General features: G+C 75.7%; 14 protein-coding genes and 1 tRNA gene. 8 read left to right on the top strand and 7 right to left on the bottom strand.

Annotated elements, in window-relative coordinates; translation table 11 throughout:
- The first annotated feature begins 504 nt into the window (after positions 1 to 504).
- From ACQP60_RS18175 to ACQP60_RS18165, 3 genes are all read left to right on the top strand, one after another.
- Positions 505 to 708: a cold-shock protein gene (locus ACQP60_RS18175; RefSeq protein ID WP_429735487.1), complete on the top strand. Its 204-nt coding sequence runs from the start codon at positions 505 to 507 to the stop codon at positions 706 to 708.
- A 102-nt stretch (positions 709 to 810) separates the two neighbouring features.
- Positions 811 to 884: transfer RNA gene (locus ACQP60_RS18170), tRNA-Gly, on the top strand.
- 158 nt (positions 885 to 1,042) lie between these two features.
- Positions 1,043 to 1,534 carry a nitroreductase family deazaflavin-dependent oxidoreductase gene (locus ACQP60_RS18165; protein ID WP_429735485.1) on the top strand — a complete coding sequence of 164 codons (492 nt, stop codon included), beginning with the start codon at positions 1,043 to 1,045 and terminating at the stop codon, positions 1,532 to 1,534.
- A 6-nt stretch (positions 1,535 to 1,540) separates the two neighbouring features.
- Here ACQP60_RS18165 and ACQP60_RS18160 read toward each other — a convergent pair whose 3' ends face one another.
- From ACQP60_RS18160 to ACQP60_RS18150, 3 genes are all read right to left on the bottom strand, one after another.
- Positions 1,541 to 2,572 carry a pirin family protein gene (locus tag ACQP60_RS18160; RefSeq protein ID WP_429735483.1) on the bottom strand — a complete coding sequence of 344 codons (1,032 nt, stop codon included), beginning with the start codon at positions 2,570 to 2,572 and terminating at the stop codon, positions 1,541 to 1,543.
- Positions 2,573 to 3,378: 806 nt separating this feature from the next.
- Positions 3,379 to 4,395, bottom strand: coding sequence for a hypothetical protein (locus ACQP60_RS18155; protein WP_429735481.1), 1,017 nt, complete (start codon positions 4,393 to 4,395; stop codon positions 3,379 to 3,381).
- An 86-nt stretch (positions 4,396 to 4,481) separates the two neighbouring features.
- Positions 4,482 to 5,024, bottom strand: coding sequence for a DinB family protein (locus ACQP60_RS18150; RefSeq protein WP_429735479.1), 543 nt, complete (start codon positions 5,022 to 5,024; stop codon positions 4,482 to 4,484).
- A 52-nt stretch (positions 5,025 to 5,076) separates the two neighbouring features.
- On the opposite strand from ACQP60_RS18150, the gene ACQP60_RS18145 reads away from it, so the two are divergent.
- Positions 5,077 to 5,679 (top strand): TetR/AcrR family transcriptional regulator, encoded by a 603-nt coding sequence (locus tag ACQP60_RS18145; protein WP_429735477.1) that lies wholly within the window; start codon positions 5,077 to 5,079, stop codon positions 5,677 to 5,679.
- A 21-nt stretch (positions 5,680 to 5,700) separates the two neighbouring features.
- Here ACQP60_RS18145 and ACQP60_RS18140 read toward each other — a convergent pair whose 3' ends face one another.
- A complete protein-coding gene (locus ACQP60_RS18140; RefSeq protein WP_429735475.1) occupies positions 5,701 to 6,585 on the bottom strand; it encodes a sugar phosphate isomerase/epimerase family protein in 885 nt (294 codons plus the stop codon).
- Between the two features lie 99 nt (positions 6,586 to 6,684).
- Between ACQP60_RS18140 and ACQP60_RS18135 the strand changes: the two genes are divergently transcribed.
- A complete protein-coding gene (locus tag ACQP60_RS18135) occupies positions 6,685 to 7,341 on the top strand; it encodes an HAD family hydrolase (RefSeq protein ID WP_429735473.1) in 657 nt (218 codons plus the stop codon).
- A 49-nt stretch (positions 7,342 to 7,390) separates the two neighbouring features.
- Complete coding sequence (locus tag ACQP60_RS18130) at positions 7,391 to 8,407, top strand: phosphotransferase family protein (protein WP_429735471.1); 1,017 nt, start codon at positions 7,391 to 7,393, stop codon at positions 8,405 to 8,407.
- Between the two features lie 22 nt (positions 8,408 to 8,429).
- Here ACQP60_RS18130 and ACQP60_RS18125 read toward each other — a convergent pair whose 3' ends face one another.
- On the bottom strand, positions 8,430 to 9,188 hold the full coding sequence (locus ACQP60_RS18125) for a GAP family protein (protein WP_429735469.1): 759 nt from the start codon (positions 9,186 to 9,188) through the stop codon (positions 8,430 to 8,432).
- Positions 9,189 to 9,321: 133 nt separating this feature from the next.
- On the opposite strand from ACQP60_RS18125, the gene ACQP60_RS18120 reads away from it, so the two are divergent.
- Together ACQP60_RS18120 and ACQP60_RS18115 are read left to right on the top strand one after the other, a co-directional pair.
- Positions 9,322 to 10,644 carry a sensor histidine kinase gene (locus ACQP60_RS18120; RefSeq protein WP_429735467.1) on the top strand — a complete coding sequence of 441 codons (1,323 nt, stop codon included), beginning with the start codon at positions 9,322 to 9,324 and terminating at the stop codon, positions 10,642 to 10,644.
- Complete coding sequence (locus ACQP60_RS18115) at positions 10,641 to 11,339, top strand: response regulator (RefSeq protein ID WP_429735464.1); 699 nt, start codon at positions 10,641 to 10,643, stop codon at positions 11,337 to 11,339. Before ACQP60_RS18120 ends, ACQP60_RS18115 begins: the two co-directional genes overlap by 4 nt.
- An 85-nt stretch (positions 11,340 to 11,424) precedes the next feature.
- Here ACQP60_RS18115 and ACQP60_RS18110 read toward each other — a convergent pair whose 3' ends face one another.
- Together ACQP60_RS18110 and ACQP60_RS18105 are read right to left on the bottom strand one after the other, a co-directional pair.
- The gene (locus ACQP60_RS18110; RefSeq protein ID WP_429735462.1) at positions 11,425 to 12,291 is read right to left on the bottom strand and encodes a carbohydrate kinase family protein; all 867 of its coding nucleotides are present in this window, start codon (positions 12,289 to 12,291) and stop codon (positions 11,425 to 11,427) included.
- 36 nt (positions 12,292 to 12,327) lie between these two features.
- On the bottom strand, positions 12,328 to 14,280 hold the full coding sequence (locus ACQP60_RS18105; RefSeq protein WP_429735460.1) for an NHL domain-containing thioredoxin family protein: 1,953 nt from the start codon (positions 14,278 to 14,280) through the stop codon (positions 12,328 to 12,330).
- Between the last annotated feature and the right edge of the window lie 39 nt (positions 14,281 to 14,319).

Here is a 14,319-nt window from a genome sequence, read left to right as displayed (position 1 = left end):
GCTGCGCACGCCGCGGGATCCGACCCCGGCACTCTTCGGTACCTCGCATCGAAGCCAGGTCCGCGCGCCGACGGCGACAAGCCGTCCATGACGATCTCCGCCCGACGAGCACCGTGTCGCGCGGAACGAGAGCAAAGCAGAGAGCATCACTTCTTCCACCATCGAACGGCCCACGCCCGCGTCCGCGACCGGGGACACGGCGACGGGCAGCACCCGACCGACCCCTGTGTGGCGCCGGGCCGACGACGACCTGTGGGTCGCGACGGTCGACGGCGAGTACGGGGGCATGATCACCCGGCTCCCGGACGGCTTCCACGTGCACGACCGCTTCTCGCGACCCGTCGCCGTCGTCCCCACCCTGGCCGAGGCGACGGCGCAGCACGCGCCCGCCCGCCACGTCACCGCGCGCGCTCGTCGAGCCCGCGCCCACACCGTCCGCACCCGCCCGGGTGCGACGACCGGACCCCGGTTCGCGGGTCCGTCGCATCAACGAGAGAAGACATCATGACCGCCGGAACTGTGAAGTGGTTCAACGAGGAGAAGGGCTTCGGCTTCATCGCCCCCTCCGACGGCACCGCCGACGTGTTCGCGCACTACAGCGCCATCGTCGCGGACGGCTTCCGCTCCCTCAACGAGGGCCAGCAGGTCGAGTTCGACGTCACGCAGGGCCCCAAGGGCATGCAGGCGTCGAACATCCGCCCGCTCTGACACCGCCGCCGGCACGCCGTCCGCGGCGTGCCGGCGACCGGTTCGGAGCATCAGCCCCGGTTGGGTATGATCGGGGCGCGCACACCGTCATGGTGCTGCTGCGCGGGTGTAGTTCAATGGTAGAACTTCAGCTTCCCAAGCTGACAGCGCGGGTTCGATTCCCGTCACCCGCTCCACCGCGAGGCCCGGACCGTTCGGTCCGGGCCTTCGTCGTTCCCGGACCGGTCTCTCGGCGCGGCAGTCCGCGCTCACCGCGGCAGCTCGAACTGCCGCCGTGAACGCGAAGTGCCGCCCCGACGGGACGACGCCGACCGGTGCCGATACGTTCGCAGGCATGAGCCTCGCCTCCCGCGCCCTGCACACCCGCTGGTTCGTCCGCGCCCCGATCGGCCTGTTCCGCGCCGGTCTCGGGTTCCTGGCCGGCGGGCGGCTGCTCATGATGCAGCACCGCGGGCGCAGCAGCGGGCAGCGGCGGTACGTCGTCCTGGAGGTGGTCGCGCGGCCGGCGCCGGACCGCGCCGTCGTCGTCGCCGGGCTCGGGCCACGGTCGCAGTGGTACCGCAACGTGCAGGCCGACCCGCGCGTGCTGGTGTCGATCGGGACGCGGCGCGACGTCCGGTCCCGGGCGGTCGCGCTGGACCCGGACGACGGCGCCGCGATCCTGCGCGCGTATACCGACGCGCACCCCGGCCCGTGGTCGAAGCTCCGGCCCGTCCTCGCCGAGTGGGCCGAGCCGCTCGCCCGCGAACAGGGCGAGGAGGACTGGCTGCGCGTCGTGCCGGTGGTCGAGCTGCACCTCGACGGAGCGCCGCGGGCGACCGCCTGACGCGCCTCAGCGGCGGGTGCGCGGCCGCAGCCGCACGTCGGGCAGCACCGGCGCGCGCAGGGGCCCGCCGGCGTAGCCGTGGACCTCGCCGAACCGGCGGTCCGCGGCACCGCCGGCGTAGCGCGTGGGCGTGCCCTCGCCGTCGTCGGCGACCTGCGCCATCCAGTCGGCGCGCGCCCGGGCGACGTCGTCGTGCGTGCGCCCCACGAAGTTCCACCACATGACGACGTCCTCGGTGAACGGCTCGCCCCCGATGAGGACGGCGCGCACGGGCGACGCGCCCGCCGTGACGACGAGGCGGTCGCGGCCGGGCGCGACGTAGCCGAGCTCGGCGGGAGGCACGGTCTCGCCCTCGAGCGTGGCGTCGCCGGCGTCGACGAGCAGGGCGTGCTCGAACGACGGATCCGTCCCCAGCACCACGCTCCCGCCCGCGGGCAGGTCCAGCTGGGCACCGACGATCGGTGTGTACGTGCGGGCGGGCGACACCAGCCGCTCCCCCGCGACGCCGAGCTCCCCCATGAACACCTGCACACGTGCGCCGCCCGAGGTCGCGACGGGCAGGTCGCCGTGGTGCTCGAAGTGCGGCGCGGACGTGCGATCCGCCTCGGGCAGCACCGTCCACAGCTGGACGCCGTGCAGCAGGGGCGGGCGACCCTCGGCCGGCGACTCCTCCGAGTGCGAGATGCCGACGCCCGCCGTCATGAGGTTGAGCTCCCCCGGCCGCACGGTCTGCAGCGAGCCCACCGAGTCGCGGTGCAGGATCTCGCCGGCGAACAACCACGAGACCGTCTGCAGGCCGATGTGCGGGTGCGGCGGCACCTGCATCCCCGCAGAGGCCGAGACGTCGTCCGGCCCGTAGTGGTCGCAGAAGCACCAGGCGCCGACCAGCGAGCGCTGCCGCTGCGGGATGGTGCGCCGCACGTTCATGGCGCGGGGGCCGCCGAGGGGGACGTCGCGGGCGGTCAGCAGCTCGACGCCGGCCGGGCGGTCGCCGGCGGTGCAGGTGCGCTCGGTGGGCCGCGTCTCGAGGTTGCTCATGGGGCGAGGGTAGGACGGCGGACGCGACGGCGGCAGGCCGAGAATGCCGAGGCCCCCCGGGGCGGCCGGGGGGCCTCGGAGAGAACCGCGTACCCCTGATCGACGGTCCCGGGGACCAGGGGCGCCGTGGCGACGTCACGACCCCGGCCGCTCGCCGTGTCCCGTCGAGGCCTGGTGCGTCGTCGCCTCTGCAGAACCCGTTCTCCACGAACAGCCGGACGCGGGTGGTCTTCCGGCCCCGTACAGGCACCTGTGTCGTCACCCACAACCCGCACCGCGGTACGGGACGGCCCGTCGTTCTCCGGTCGACCGTGTCCCGTGGAGCGGGCAGGCGACCGCCCTCGTCGGGTGATCGTCGACCCGATCTCCGCAAGACCGGTACGCACGTTTCTAGACCTGCTGCGGGTGCGGTGCAAGGGGTGTGGAGAGGGTTTTTCAGGTGGATCCTCCGGCCACAGGCTCGTCCACAGGACGACCCGCGGAATCCCCATGTCACCCACAGCCCTGTGGAAGAAATTTGTGGACGACGCGCCGGGCACGACACGCCCCGCCCGTGGGTCGGCCCGCCGCCCCGCCCGCGCCCGTCACGATGCGGCCCCAGCCGGACCGGCGCACGATCCGCAGGATCTCGCGGCTCCCGCGGGTCTCGGACGTCCGGCACGAAGGTTCCGGACGGGACGTCGCGAGCGCTCACGCACCGTTCCAGCGTGGAACGTCGCAGGTGAGGGCCACTCAGGGCGGGCGTGGCGCCCGCCTCCCCGGCCTGTGGACAGGGTCTGTGGACAGCGGCTGTGGACGACCGCCCCTCACACCCAGGCGCGCGACCCCGACGTCGGGCTCGCGCGCCGGAGGTCCAGCTCACGCGCCACGACCTCGAACCCCGCGTCGTCGACCACGACGCCGCCGGCCCGGCCGTGCAGCAGCCCCGCGGCCCGCGCCAGCAGGGCGCGCGCCCGGTCCCGGGCGATCACATGCAGCCCCGACGGGTCCGACACCTGGAGCTCGTACGGGTCCTGCGGCCGCCACGCCCACCGCACGACGGTCGCGGGCGCCCCGTCGGGCCACGACCGGGTCGCGAGCACGCGCGGCAGCCCGGCCGCCGCCCCCTGGATCGCCAGGAGGTCGGCCACGAGGTCGCCGTCGTACGGCGTCCGTGCGAGCACCCGGTGACCGAGGCCGCCCGGCACCGCCTCGAGCGTCGCGGTCGCGACCACCGCCCGCACCACCTCGAGCAGCTCCCCGGCGGGCACCGGGCGAGCCGGCCAGACCGACAGGTCGACGGACGCACCGGGGTCGGGACGCAGCACCTGCCGGCCGTCGGCGAGCAGCAGCCCCGCCGTGCGCCGGGCCACCGCGACCGCCCAGCCGACGAGCCGCAGCTCCTCCCCCACGGGCAGCGCCGTGGCGAACGCCCGCGCGATCCCGTCCCGGTCGTCGTGCACGGACGGGCGGCCGCCGCGCGCGTCGAGCGCGCCGTCCGCGCGCCCCAGCGCCCAGGCGTCCGCCGGGTGCGCGACGCCCAGGTCCGCGGCCGCGCCGGCCTCGAGCGGGAACGGGCCCGTGGCGCGGTGCTCCTCGCCGAGGCGCAGCACCCCCGCGGCCGGCCGGGCCGCAGCCCGCACCCCGTGGAACCGCGCCCCGCCCGCGGGCCGGGCCGGCGCCGCGCCCGACGGCGCGCTCAGCCAGTCGACGTCGTCGAACCAGGCCGCGGCCAGCGTGGGCAGGTCGCGGCTCGGTCCGCCGACGTCGTCGGCCGGGCGCGGCACGACGAGCACGTGGTCGGAGGTGTGCTCCGCGGGGACGAGCGCCGGGACCCTGGCCATGGCGCGGACCGTACCGGCCCCGCCGTCACCTGCGCGTCACGACCGTGTTGCGAACGTGTGACCTGCGGAGACGGTGGGAGCGGGCCTCAGGCGCGCACGTCGTGCAGGTGGTGCACGACGTCGTGCAGGAAGTACTGCCCCAGCGTGCGGACGGTGAACACGGAGCCGTTGGACCGACGCCCGGTGCGCTCGGCCTCGCCCGGCGCGACGGCGTCGAACGCCGCGGCGACGGCGGCGCCGTCGGCGTCGAGCTCGTCGACCAGGGTCGCGACGTCCTGGTGGGCGTAGTCGCCCTCCAGCGCCGCGACGTCCTGGTCCCAGTTCGCGAACGCCGGGTCGTCCTCGGCGAGCATCAGCGCGAGACGCTCGTCGAAGATGCGGAAGACGTCGCGCACGTGAGCGGCGTACTCGAGCGTCGACCAGACGTCGGGGCGCGGGCGGTCGGCGACGTCGGGGCGGCCGAGGGCGGCGCGCCAGCGCGGCAACGTCTCGCGGACGGCGGGCCCGACGTCCGACGGCTCCACGCCGGCGGCGGCGAAGCCGCACTCGGGACAGGGGCGCTCGAGCACCCAGGTCCAGTCCTTGGTGTCGGGAACGATGCCGTCCGGCTGCGCGGTGGGGTCGGTCACACCCGAACCCTAGCGTCCGGAGGTGCTGACAACGGATGCCTATGATGTCAGCATGCCCAAGATCATCGGGAAGAGCCTGCACGAGCACCGCCAGATGACCCGGCACAAGCTGTTCACCGCCCTCTCGACGCTGATGTCCGAGCGGGGCTTCGACTCCGTGACGCTGGCCGACATCGCCACGGCGGCCGGCGTCGGCCGCACCGCGGTCTACAACCACTTCCCCGACAAGGAAGCCCTGCTGCTGGGGTTCATCACCCACGAGACCGAGCAGTACGCGCAGACCCTCGAGCGGGCCCTCGCCGAGGTGGACGACCCCGTCGAACAGCTCCGGACGTACATCCGCCAGCAGGCCCAGCTCACCCGCGTCTTCCACCTCGCCCCCGGCCCGGACCTGCGCACCGTGCTCTCGCGCACCACGCAGGCGCGGCTGCGCGAGCACGCCGAGATCGTGGAGTCCATCCTCAAGCGCATCCTGCGCGCGGGGATCGCGGAGGGCGAGTTCCCCGAGCAGGACATCGAGCCGACCGTGCAGCTCGTGAACGCCTGCCTGTCCGGCCGGCTCATCCCGGACGACCCCGCCGCGCGGGAGCGCGCCATCCGCGCCACCGAGGCCTTCGTGCTGCGCGCCGTCGGCGCGCGCGTCGCCGCGGCCTGACGGCTCGACCGGCGACGGCGCCTACCAGGCGTCGGCGGGCAGGTGGTGGTGCTCGGGCGGGGGCGGCTGGTACGGCTCCGGCACGGGCGAGAGGTGCGCCCGTGCGAACTTCAGCGCCGCCTGCAGGTCGGCGTGCCGCTCGCTCGCGGTGCGCGCCTTGCGCGTCGAGATCTCGACGACGACGTCGCCCGCGTAGTCGCGCCGCGCCAGCTCCTCCAGCACCTTGTCGCAGGCCATGTCGCCCCGGCCCGGCACCATGTGCTCGTCGCGGCCCGACGCCGTCCCGTCGGCGAGGTGCACGTGCCGCAGCTTGTCGCCGAAACCGTGCACCAGCGCGAGCCCGTCCTGGTGCGCGATGGCGGCGTGCGAGAGGTCGAGCGTCACGGCGTCGTAGTCGTGGTCCGCGGGGTCCCAGCCCGGCAGGTACGCCTTGAGCTCGCGGTCGCCGCGGGAGCGCGGCTTCCACGGGTACATGTTCTCGACGGCGACGGTGACCCCGCCCGCCTGGCCCGAGCCCGCCTCGTTGAGCTCGTGCACGAGCTCCTGGAACTGCTTCGCGTACTTGTACTGCCACCGGAACGGCGGGTGCACCACGACCGTCCGTGCCCCGAGCTCGCTCGCCATGTCGACGGAGCGGCGCAGCTTGTCGGCCGGCGACCGGCCCCACACCCGCTGGCTGACCAGCAGGGTCGGGGCGTGCACGGACCGGATCGGCACCCCGTGCTCGTCGGACAGGCGCCGCAGCTCCGCCGGGTCCTGCGTGGCCGGGTCCGACCACACCATGACCTCGACGCCGTCGTACCCCAGCTCGGCCGCCACCTCGAACGCGAACGCCGCGCGGCGCGGATACACCGAGGCGGTCGACAGCGTCACGGGGACTGCCTGTGCTTCGCGCGGTTCCGCCATGCTTCGCACGATAGCCGCCGCGGCTGGACGGACGCTGACAATCGGCTGTCCTCCGATGGCACGGACGGCGTCGCCGGAGTGACCGATAGGGTCGCGGGCATGGTGCGCGCGGTGGTGTTCGACGTCGGCGAGACCCTCATCGACGAGACCCGGATCTGGACCCGCTGGGCCGACCGCCTGGGGGTGCCTGCCCTGACGTTCCTGGGCGTGCTCGGCGGGTGCGCGGCCCTCGACCTCTCGCACCGGCACGCGTTCGAGCTGGTGCGGCCGGACGTCGACGTCCCCGCCGAGATCGAGCGCTGGGCGGCGGACGACCCGACCGGCCTGCGGGAGAACTTCGACGCCGACGACCTCTACCCCGACGTGCGCGAGGCGCTGGCCGCGCTGCGCACCGCGGGGCTCGCCGTCGTCATCGCAGGGAACCAGCCGCCGCAGGCCCGCGCCGCGCTCGAGGCGATGGACCTGCCCGTCGACGCGATCCGCACCTCCGACGAGTGGGACGTCCAGAAGCCCGACCCCGGGTTCTTCACGAGGGTCACCGAGCTGGTCACCGAGCTCACCGGCGTGCCCGCCACCGAGACCGCGTACGTCGGCGACCGCCTCGACAACGACGTCCTGCCCGCGGCCGACGCCGGCATGATGCCGATCCTGATCCGCCGCGGCCCGTGGGGGTACCTGCACGCCGAGCGGCCCGAGGCGGCCCGCGCCACCGTCGTCGACTCCCTCCTGGAGCTGCCCGCGCTCCTCGCGGGCTGACCCTCTTCGCAGACTGACTCTCCTCGCGGGGCCCGCTACGCTCACGCGCGTGCTCACCAAGACGGCGGTCACCGACGAACAGGTCGTCGCGCTGCTCGCGCCGCTCGGCGACGTGCGCCGCGTCGCCCCGCTGAGCGGGGGCCTGTTCGCGAGCGTGCTGCGCGCCGACCTCGCCGACGGGCCGACGGTGGTCGTGAAGGTGACCGGCGCCGACACCTCCCGCCTGCTGCGCTACGAGCACGGCGTGCTCGGCACGGAGGCCGCGGTCGACCGGGTCGCGCACGCCGCCGGGCTGCCCCTGCCGCGGGTGCTGCACCTCGACACCACCCGCGCCCACGTGGACGGCGACGCCCTCGTCACGACCTTCCTCGACGGCGACCTGTGGAGCGCCCTCGAGCTGGACGCGGCGACCGCCGCCCGGGCCCGCCGGTCGCTGGGCGGCCTCATGGCCCGCCTGCACCGGCTCGCCCGCGACGACGCCTCCCGGGTCGACACCGACCGGTTCGGCTACCCGGCGCCCGAGGCGGGCCTCGCCGCCCCCACCTGGCCGGACGCGTTCGCGGGGATGCTGCACGCCGCCCTCGACGACGCCGGCCGCTGGGGCGTCGACCTGCCGGCCGCGCGGCTCGTGGCCGCCGTCGAGCGCCACCACGACCTGCTCGCCGCCGTCACGACGCCCCGGCTCGTGCACGCCGACCTGTGGCCCGGCAACCTGCTGCTCGACCCCGCCGACCGCACGGTGGTCGGGGCGTTCGACGCCGAGCGGGCGCTGTGGGGCGACCCGGTGTTCGAGCTCGTCGGCGCGGACCAGCTCGGCGCCGGCGCCGTGGACGCGGACCTGCTGGCGGGATACCGGGACGCCGGCGGCGACCTCGGCGTCGGCGACGGCACGCCGGGGTCGGGCGACCCCGACGCCTGGCAGCGCCTGCGCCTCTACCGGGCGTACTTCGCCTGCCTCCTCCTCGTGGAGATCGTGCCCCGCGGGTACTCCGGGGACTGGGTGGCGGGGTACGCGCGCACCGCGCGCGCCAACCTCGAGCGGGTGCTGGCCGAGCTGGAGGGCTGACGGCCCCGCCCCGGGCGCCCGCTCAGGTCCAGCCGAGCCGGCCGAGGGCGTTGAGCGTGAGGAGGACCCCGAGGCCGCCGAGGGCCCAGCCGGTGAGCTCCACCGCGTTCTTCGACAGCCACTTCTCCAGGCGGGCCAGCCGCGGCTCGACGAACCGGGCCGCGGCCAGCCGCCCGCCCAGCAGCACCAGCGCCGGCAGCACCATGACCACGCAGTACGCGGCGAGGACGCCGAGGCTCGTGCCGGTGCCGAGGCCCGACGTCGTGATGAGACCGATCGCGGCCAGGTACGGCAGCATCGTCCCGACCTCGATCGCCACCGCGCCCAGCGCCAGCCCCAGCAGCGGCAGCAGCGACGCGTCCGCCTCGGTACCCATCGCCCGGGCCCGCCAGCGCACCAGGCGCCCGGGATTCGCGCCCTGGCGCGCCGCCCGCGCCTCGGCCTTCTTGCCGTCGAAGCGCCAGCTGATGGCGAACAGGAAGACGCCGAGCGCGAGCTGCAGCAGCATCACCGGCCGCGAGTCCAGGGCGTCGCCGTACCGGTCCAGCAGGGCGCCGGCCCCGAGCATCACCGCGATCCCCACCGCGAGGTAGAAGCCCGCGACGGTACCGAGGTAAGCGAGCAGCCGCGCCGGGCGCGGACGGCCGGGCGCCATGAGCAGCCACACGGGGATGAGCAGCGTGCCGAAGCTGGTCGAGTCGATCAGCGCCAGCACGACCAGCGCCCCCGCGAGCACGCCGAGACCCGCGCCCTCCAGACCGCCGAGGTCGATGAAGTCCATGCCGACGATCCTCACGGCGCTCCCCCGCCGCCGTCGTCGCCCGAACGACTGATCCTGCACCGAGGCGGGGCACGCGGCCCGGGTACACCCTTCGACCGATCCCCCGCGGCGCGCCCTGTGCTGGGATGGTGCGGTGCCGACCGACCGCCCCGCCCCCACCCTCCTCGGGAGGCTCGTGCGGGTGTGGGGCGGCGACGACCGTCGCGGCGACGTCACGACCGCGCTGACGCTCTTCGCGCTCGGGGTGCTCCTCCTGGCGATGCCCGCCGACCTGTTCACCTGGGACCCGCCGCCGACCGCGGAACCCGGGCCCTGGTGGCGGGTGGCGCTGCTGGCGGTGGCGTGCGCGATCACCCTCGCCAAGCGGGTGCGCCCGATGCTGGCGCTCGCGGGGGGCGTCGTCGTGACGCTCGCGGATGCGGCGCTCTGGGGCGGCAGCCTCGGCATCATGCTCGTGTTCTGGGACCTGCTGTACGCGGCGGCGATGTGGTCCGGGCCGACGGCGCGCCGCTGGCTGTGGGGGTCGGCGGTCGTGCTGGCCCTCGGCGGCGCGATCGTCGTGGGCGAGGTGACCCGGGACGTGCAGGTGTTCGTCTACGCCGGCCTGCAGTTCGGCGCGATCCTGCTGGTGCCGATGTGGTGGGCCGACAACGTGCGGCAGAAGGCGGAGCTGGCCGCCGTGGAGCGGGCGCGGGCCGACGACCTCGAGCGCATCGCCGAGCTCGACCGGCACGAGGCCGTGCGCGCCGAGCGGGCCGCGATGGCGCGCGACCTGCACGACGTCATCGCCTCCCACCTGTCCACCATCGCCATCCACTCCGGGGCGGCGCTCAGCTCGCCGCCGGACGCCGCGCGCGACCGCGGCGCGCTGGAGCAGGTCCGCACGAGCGCGGTCGCGTCGCTCACGGAGATGCGGTCCATGATCGAGCTGCTGCGCGCCGACTCGCCCCGCGACCCGCTCGCGGCCCCCGGGCGGCTCGACCGGCTCGACGACCTCCTCGCCGCCGCCCGCGCCGACGGCACCGTCGTGACGGTCGAGGACCCGGACGGCGTCGCGACGGCGGACCGGCCGGCCGCCGTGGGGCACGCGCTCTACCGGATCGCGCAGGAGGCCCTGACCAACGCGCGCAAGCACGCACCCGGGGCGGCCGTCGTCGTGCGCCTCGCGTGCGAGCCCGGGGCCGACGGTCCCGTGACCCTCGAGGTGCGGAACACCGCCCCGCGGTCGGGGCGCGCCGGCGGCCCCGGCGCGACCGCCCACCCCGTCAGCGCGGGGACGGGGATGCTGACCATGCGCGAGCGCGCCGAGGCGCTGGGCGGCACGTTCGCCGCCGGGGCGACCGACGACGGCGGCTGGGTGGTGCGGGCGCGCGTCCCCGCGGGCACGACCACCACGACCGGCACCACGACGACCGACAGCACGACCGACGCCGACGACGGGAGCCCGACCCCATGACGACGCCACCCTCGCCCGGCCCGGTCCGCGTGCTGATCGCGGACGACCACGCCGCGATCCGCGCCGGGCTGCGGATGCTCCTGGACGCGGCGGGCGACGTCGAGGTGGTGGGCGAGGCGGCCGACGGGGACGCCGCGGTGACGAACGCCCGCGCGCTGCGACCCGACGTCGTGCTCATGGACCTGCGCATGCCGGGGACGGACGGCATCGCCGCTACGCGCACCATGACCACCGAGGGCCTGGCCGACGTGCTCGTGCTCACCACGTTCGACCTGGACGAGTACGTGGACGGCGCGCTGCGCGCGGGCGCCGCCGGGTTCCTGCTCAAGACGGCGGAGCCCGCCGCGTTGCTGGACGCGGTGCGGCGCGTCGCGGCCGGCGACGGCGTCCTCGCGCCCGAGGTCACCCGCCGCGTGCTCGCCCAGCTGACGGGCACCGCCACCACGCCGTCCGCCGCCGCCGGCGCGCCGCCGAACCCGGCCGCCCCGGCGGATCCCCGGCTGGCGGACCTCACGCCGCGCGAGGTCGACGTGCTGGGCGCGCTCGGCCGCGGGCTGTCCAACCAGGGCATCGCGGACGAGCTCGTGATCACCGAGGCCACCGCCAAGACCCACGTGTCGCGCGTGCTCGCGAAGCTCGGCGTCGTGTCGCGGATGCAGGCGGCGATCGTCGCGCGGGACACGGGTCTGGCGTGACGCGACGTGACCCGACCGCGGGGAGGATCGACGCCCTGCGGCGTGTCGCGCGGCGTCCGGGACGTGGAACCCCGCAGGAGCGGCGTCAGCCGACGGGAGCCAGGCCCGGGCTGCGCACCACCCGCGCGGCGTGCGCGGTGCCCGCCGCGAGCGCCCCGGCGAGGTCCGCCCCGCGCAGGTGCGCGTCGAGGAAGCCGGCGAAGAACCCGTCGCCCGCGCCGTTGGTGTCGACGACGTCGTCCACCCGCTCCGCGGGCACGTCGAGGAAGCCGTCGACCGTGAGGGCGGTGGCGCCCCGGGCGCCGTGCGTGCACACCACGAGCCGAGCCCCGGCGTCGAGGCGATCGGCCATGAAGGACCGATGGTCGGGCAGGCGGTCGGAGCTGAGGAACACGTGCGTGCCGGCGTCGGCCCACGGGCGGTGGAACGCGGTGGCCCCGTCGTAGTCGTGCAGGTCCACCCACACGTCGCGGCCGCGCTCGGCGGCCGCGACCAGCACGGGCACGGAGTGCGCGGCGAGGTCGACGACGACGGCCGCGGCGGCGTCGATCGCCGCGAGCGTCGCGTCCCAGCCGGGCCCGGCGGCGGCGACCTCGCCGGGCGCGCGCAGGTAGACGGACAGCCGGCCGCCGCCGGTGTCCATGAGGTTGAGGTGGCTCTCGGTGCGCCCGTCCGGCGACGGCTCCGCGAGCACGCGCACCCCGGCGTCGTCGAGCACGCCGCGCACGCGCGCGCCCTCGTCGTCGTCCCCGAGCACGGTGCGCAGCACGACTCCTCGGCCCAGGCTCGCCAGGTTCAGCGCCTTGCCCGCGGAGGTGCCGCCGACGGTGTCGTAGGCGCCGCGCGCGAACACGGTGTGGGGCGTCGGGTCGGGCAGCGCGTCGAGGTGCACGATGCGGTTCCAGGACACGGGGCCGGCGACGAGGACGTCGGCGGGGCTCGATGCGGTCACGACGGGAACCCTAAGGTGCCGCGGCCCCGGCGCGCGTCAGCCGCGCAGCGGCAGGCTCAGCGACGCGTCGCCGTCGGCCGTGACGCACACCGGCACGCCCCAGTCCTGCTGCGCCAGGTGGCAGGCGGGGAAGACGTCGGGGTCGGGCTCGCCGTCCGGGCCGAGCGGGACGACGTCGCACGACGCCGCCTTGGCCGTCACGTGCAGCACGCCCTCGGCGACGTCCGGGTTCAGCACCAGCACGCGGCGGAGGTCGACGCCGTCGCCCGCGCCGTCGAGGAGCAGGTCGGGCGGGGTGGCGCTGACGCGCAGCTCCGTGGACGGGCCCCAGCGGTCGTCGAGCTTCTGTCCCGGCGCGGGCACGAACGGCACGTCCAGCCGCAGCTCGCCGGGCCCCACCGGCGTGGCCGGGCGCGCCACGCGGTGCGCGCCGCCGTCGAGCACCTCGCCCGCGACGTCCGCCGGCAGCGCCACCCGCGTCAGCCGGTGCGCGGCGGACTCCACGACGAGCAGGTGGACCGCGTCGTCGGACGTCTCGACCAGCACGTCGCTCGGTTCCGCGAGGCCGGTCGCCAGCGTGGTCACGACGTCCACCGCCGGGTCGTACCGCCGCAGCGCGCCGTTGTACGTGTCGGCGACGACGACGCTGCCGTCGGGGAGCGTCGCCAGGCCCAGGGGGTGCTGCAGCAGCGCCTCGTCCGCCGCGCCGTCGCGGTGGCCGAAGTCGAACAGCCCTCGCCCGACGGCGGTCGTCACGACGACCGCCCCGTCGTCGGCCGGCGTCACCCGGCGCAGGGCGGACGTCTCGGCGTCGGCGAGCCAGAGCGCATCCTCCGCGCCCGGTCCCGTCACCGGGGCCAGGCCGGACGGCTGGGCGAACCAGGCGTCGCCGCCCGGACCGTCCTCCAGGCCCTCGTTCATCGTGCCGGCCAGCAGGCGGATCGAGCCGTGACCGTCCGCCGGGTCGAACGCCCACAGCGTGTGGTTCCCGGCCATCGCGACGACGAACGCGCCGAGCCGCGGCGACCAGGCGACGTCCCACGGAGAGCTGAGGCGCACGGTGGTCGCGGGGTAGGTCGCGGCCGGGTCGAACGCGTCGGTGGACCCGACGACGTTCTCCATCCCGCCGACCATGAACTGCTCGCCGGTGCCCGCCACCGTCCGCACGCGCCCGGTCGCGAGGTCGACGCCGCGCAGGGCGTGGTTCACCGTGTCGGCGACGAGCACGTCGTAGCCGAGCGCCGGGCGCAGCTCGTCCGGCACCAGGCAGAGCCCGTTCGGCTCGCTGAACCGCGCCTCGTCGGGGGCCGCGTCGCCGCGGGAGTCGGCGAGCCCGCGCTCCCCCGAACCGATGCGCCGCAGGAGCGTCTCTCCGTCGGGCCCGAGCTCGGCCAGCGCGTGGTGCCCTGCGTCGGCCACGAGCAGGTTCCCGCCCGGCAGCGTCACCACCTTGGCGGGGAAGCGCAGCGTGCTGGGCTCCGGCGTCGGCGGCACGTACGGCCCGTCGCCGCGGTGCAGGGTGCCCCGGGCCTCGTGCTCGGCGACCAGCTCCTCGACGATCGCCTCGATCGCGGACGCGTGCCCCTCCCCCGCCATCTGCGCCACGACGTACCCCTCCGGGTCGACGACGACGAGCGTCGGCCACGCGCGCGCCGTGTACGCGCCCCAGGTCACCAGCTCGGGGTCGTCGAGCACGGGGTGGTGCACCTCGTACCGCTCGACGGCGGCGGCCAGCGCGTCCGGGTCGGCCTCGTGCGCGAACTTGGGCGAGTGCACGCCCACGATCACCAGCTCGTCGCGGTGCCGCTCCTCCAGCTCGCGCAGCTCGTCCAGCACGTGCAGGCAGTTGATGCAGCAGAAGGTCCAGAAGTCCAGGACGACGACCTTGCCGCGCAGGTCCGCGAGGGCGACGTCGCGGCCGCCGGTGTTGAGCCAGCCGCGGCCGACCAGCTCGGACGCGCGGACACGGGGCAGGCGGGAGGAGCTCACCGGTCCATTCTGCGGGATCGGCCGCGTTCACCCGTGTCG

Source organism: Isoptericola variabilis, from assembly GCF_050311655.1.
Taxonomy (GTDB): domain Bacteria; phylum Actinomycetota; class Actinomycetes; order Actinomycetales; family Cellulomonadaceae; genus Isoptericola; species Isoptericola variabilis.
This window is presented reverse-complemented; position numbering and strand designations above follow the sequence as displayed.

Bases quoted from the DNA above. Each gene is read 5' to 3' on its own strand.
- ACQP60_RS18175 (WP_429735487.1), top strand. From the start codon at position 505: ATGACCGCCGGAACTGTGAAGTGGTTCAACGAGGAGAAGGGCTTCGGC.
- ACQP60_RS18165 (WP_429735485.1), top strand. From the start codon at position 1,043: ATGAGCCTCGCCTCCCGCGCCCTGCACACCCGCTGGTTCGTCCGCGCC.
- ACQP60_RS18160 (WP_429735483.1), bottom strand. From the start codon at position 2,572: ATGAGCAACCTCGAGACGCGGCCCACCGAGCGCACCTGCACCGCCGGC.
- ACQP60_RS18155 (WP_429735481.1), bottom strand. From the start codon at position 4,395: ATGGCCAGGGTCCCGGCGCTCGTCCCCGCGGAGCACACCTCCGACCAC.
- ACQP60_RS18145 (WP_429735477.1), top strand. From the start codon at position 5,077: ATGCCCAAGATCATCGGGAAGAGCCTGCACGAGCACCGCCAGATGACC.
- ACQP60_RS18140 (WP_429735475.1), bottom strand. From the start codon at position 6,585: ATGGCGGAACCGCGCGAAGCACAGGCAGTCCCCGTGACGCTGTCGACC.
- ACQP60_RS18135 (WP_429735473.1), top strand. From the start codon at position 6,685: ATGGTGCGCGCGGTGGTGTTCGACGTCGGCGAGACCCTCATCGACGAG.
- ACQP60_RS18125 (WP_429735469.1), bottom strand. From the start codon at position 9,188: ATGGACTTCATCGACCTCGGCGGTCTGGAGGGCGCGGGTCTCGGCGTG.
- ACQP60_RS18115 (WP_429735464.1), top strand. From the start codon at position 10,641: ATGACGACGCCACCCTCGCCCGGCCCGGTCCGCGTGCTGATCGCGGAC.